Source organism: Sporotomaculum syntrophicum (genome assembly GCF_009932395.1).
GTDB lineage: Bacteria > Bacillota > Desulfotomaculia > Desulfotomaculales > Desulfallaceae > Sporotomaculum > Sporotomaculum syntrophicum.
Map to the genome: position 1 here is coordinate 470,049 of NZ_LSRS01000002.1, position 3,364 is coordinate 473,412.

Below are 3,364 nucleotides of genomic sequence, written 5' to 3' on the forward strand. Positions count from 1 at the left end.
TAACTACCTACGCATGTTATAGCGAATTCGTCGCCGCGGCTCCGCCGCGACGTCGAGCAACGGTGAGTGCTGCCGGCCACGACAGCTGCCGGGCAGCCCAGCCCCGGGGCATGCCGGTGTCAAGGGTCCGCTTCGCCCTCCGCAAAAAAAATTTCATTTTGGGTCACAGCTTATAGGTTGAAATTTTTTTCGCTCCGGCCCTTGACGCCGGCACCGGCGGCGGTGTGACAAAGAAAACGGGAGGTTGGGAAGATGTTAAGAAAACTATTAGGCAAGGTTGACGATGGCAGGTTTGGCAGGGCTCTGGCGGGTTTGCAGGCTGGCTGGCAGTGGCAGTGCGAAGAGCGGCAAGATGGGCTGGTTGAGGGGTATGTGAAGCATGGCAGCAAGCAGTACATGGTGGTTATCGGGCAGCGGGGCAGGCGCTATTTCGCGCGGTGCGGCTGCGAAGATGCAGTCAAGCGCGGGGTGCTTTGCAAGCACATCGCTTTTGCGGCTATGTCGGAGCTGGGGCTGGCAGCGGCAGCGCGCAGCGCGCACAGGCAGCTGCCGCAGCTGGGGCGCTAAGGCGCCTTTTTTTGGTCGCTGCGATAGCTTACTCATTTCCGGGGATTTGTGGACACCAGGGCGTAGCTATGGCAAGGGCAGCTGTGACAACATACCCGGCAGCTAGTAGCCAGCAGTGTTGCCCCGCTCCAGCATTGTGTTTGCGTTGGGAGCGGGTGTTGGTGAAAAAAGGAAGCCACGCATCACCAGGCCCAGCTTTGGAGTCAAATCTTTTTAGGTCTGGCCTGGTAATGCGTGGCTTGATTGAACGTGCATGCTATTTGCTCTGGGGTCCTGCGCATGTCGGCCAGAGTGCCGGCAAAGCCGCTTTGGGGTCATAACTTATTGGTCCTGGCTTTGCCAGGCACTCTGGCCAGCTCTGGGGTCTTTGCATGTATTCCTCTGGTGTCCTCAAAAAGGAACGGTTAAGTCATGCGCAAAAAACGCGCATAACTTAACCTCATCTAACAGGCCGCCGGCTTCGCCCGCGGCCCTCTGCACGCAATAGTTGTATCGTCCCGCACACCCGTCCCGCGCTGGGCTAGTATGCGCGCATGGCCTTATGCCACCAGATGGGCGGCGTTGCTGCCCCGGGAAAAGGGGCCGCGGCTGCGGCCCCACGCGCGCCTCGCGCGCGCCCTTCCGCTGGTTGCGGAAGCTTATTGAACTTATTCATGAAACTTAACATTGATATATAATGACTAATATTTCAGGTAACGGATGATGGCTATTGAAAATAAAGTATTTACTTTAATATTGAACCGTTATATCATTTATGAGGAAGATGGGGTATATATTTGGTTACCGTAAGGTATGGCCCGCCTCCACCATACATAACGGTACTAAAGCGAGTTTCTGACAACTCGCTTTTTTCGCTGCCCCTGTTTCAGCTTCCTTAGCCCGTAAATTAGGCTGCACTATCCTAACTCGCACTATGGAGCGTAGACATCAAATAGGTTTCGATTCATACGATCGCTTTTTCCCTAACCAAGACACTATTCCCAAAGGTGGTTTTGGGAATTTGACAGCCCTACCTTTCCAGTGCACACCTCGTAATAGTGGTAACAGCCTATTTATAGATGAAGATTTTAAACCCTATCCGGACCAGTGGTTATTTCTTTCCAAGCTTAAAAAAGTGAGGACCAACGAAATCGAAGCCATTGTTCAGGAAGCAACACTTAAGGGTAATATTTTCAGCGTACGTAACAGTTTTGTCGATGATCCCTGGACTCTGCTGCCATCCGGGCATAAATTTGATGTACCTGTTTTAGAATCTCTCCCGAAAACCATAAAAATTGTACAGGGTAACTTGATTTATTTGGAGAAAGAAAAATTACCTCCTGCTGCTATAAACCGCTTGATGCGTATAGCAGCTTTTCAGAACCCGGAATTTTATAGAACTCAGGCTATGCGGTTGTCAACTTTCGGGAAGCCCAGGATAATCGGGTGTTCGGAAGTATTCTCTAAATGTATTGGTTTGCCCCGGGGTTGTTTTGATGATGTGCTGGAAATATTCAAAAAGCATAAAGTTGAAGTAGAGGTCATAGATGAACGTTGTCCTGGTAATCCAATTGGCGTCACTTTCCACGGGGAGCTCAGTTACCCACAGCAACAGGCTGCCAATGCTTTGTTATCTCATGAAAATGGGGTTCTGTCTGCTACCACTGCTTTTGGTAAAACTGTCGTCGCGGCCTGGCTGATTGCCGTACGGGATGTTAATACGCTGATATTGGTTCACCGCAGGCAGCTTATAGACCAATGGCGGGAGCGATTGGCAACCTTTTTTGATTTACCGATAAAAAACATCGGACAAATTGGTGGAGGCAAACATAAACCTACCGGCATTGTCGATATTGCCATGATACAAAGCTTGTATCATAAAGGTGTAGTTAATGACCTAGTGGCCAATTATGGTCAGGTGATTACTATATAGCCCCCTAATAGAATTGGAGAAACTACGTGTAATACATTAATATATTATCAGGGGGTAGGTTCTAATGAGAAACAAGCAATATAGTCATGAATTTAAAGAATTAATTATAAAAGAATGTCAAGAAACAGGTAATGTTGCCTTGGTAGCCCGCAGGCATGAAATGTCAGCTAATACTATTCATACTTGGTTAAGTAAATATCGAAAAAACGGCTCCGTAAAGACACTGCCAAAAGCAAAAGATGAACGCCAAAAAGCTATGGAAAAACAGCTTAAAGAAATTAGTACTGAGAATGACAGGCTAAAACGCCTTCTTGCTGATAAAGAGCTTGAGTTGGCTATTCTAAGAGAATTAAGAGATATTCAAAACCCTCGGTAGCCGACAGAGTCGCTATAGCTAAAAGGTGGATAGATAAGGGCTATAAAGCTTCTCTGGTCCTTGGCTCTGTCGGCCTGGCTTCATCCACCTACTACAATAAAACCAAAAAAACTAAAACTGCCGTTAAGGAATTACCCCAAAATAAACCGGGGCGTAAGATATCAAAGTACTCACTAAACCTAGAAGGTGAGCAAATTTCTAACGAATTGATTAAGCAATACATTAAAGAAATAGTTACCGGAGATGGTTTCCCTTACGGTTATAAAAAAATTAACGCAACCCTAAAAGAAGATTACCAGCTTGTCATAAACCACAAGAAAACATATAGGCTCTGTAAAGAACTTAATGTATTGCGCCCTCAGAGAAAAATATACCTAAACCGCCCGAGAAAGCTGGCAAAACGAGAGGAAGTAACTGCCCCGAACCAACACTGGCAAATGGATCTAAAGTATGGTTATATTGAGGGTATGGACAGATTCTTTTTCCAGTTATCACTTATAGACGTTTAT

4 protein-coding genes and 1 pseudogene are annotated in these 3,364 nt (G+C 47.1%); all 5 read left to right on the forward strand.

The features are described from left to right. Window positions 1-252 precede the first annotated feature (252 nt). On the forward strand, window positions 253-567 hold the full coding sequence (locus SPSYN_RS04600; protein ID WP_161821307.1) for an SWIM zinc finger family protein: 315 nt from the start codon (window positions 253-255) through the stop codon (window positions 565-567). Between the two features lie 859 nt (window positions 568-1,426). Further along, window positions 1,427-1,693, forward strand: a pseudogene (locus tag SPSYN_RS16420) (TOTE conflict system archaeo-eukaryotic primase domain-containing protein); the annotation flags it as partial. Then, window positions 1,682-2,479: a DEAD/DEAH box helicase family protein gene (locus tag SPSYN_RS04605; RefSeq protein ID WP_423828278.1), complete on the forward strand. Its 798-nt coding sequence runs from the start codon at window positions 1,682-1,684 to the stop codon at window positions 2,477-2,479. The pseudogene SPSYN_RS16420 and the gene SPSYN_RS04605, both read left to right, overlap by 12 nt. A 64-nt stretch (window positions 2,480-2,543) precedes the next feature. Then, window positions 2,544-2,855: a transposase gene (locus SPSYN_RS04610; RefSeq protein WP_161821309.1), complete on the forward strand. Its 312-nt coding sequence runs from the start codon at window positions 2,544-2,546 to the stop codon at window positions 2,853-2,855. Window positions 2,856-3,061: 206 nt separating this feature from the next. Further along, window positions 3,062-3,364 (forward strand): IS3 family transposase (locus SPSYN_RS15845; RefSeq protein WP_207708547.1); only part of this gene is annotated, 303 nt, incomplete at its 3' end.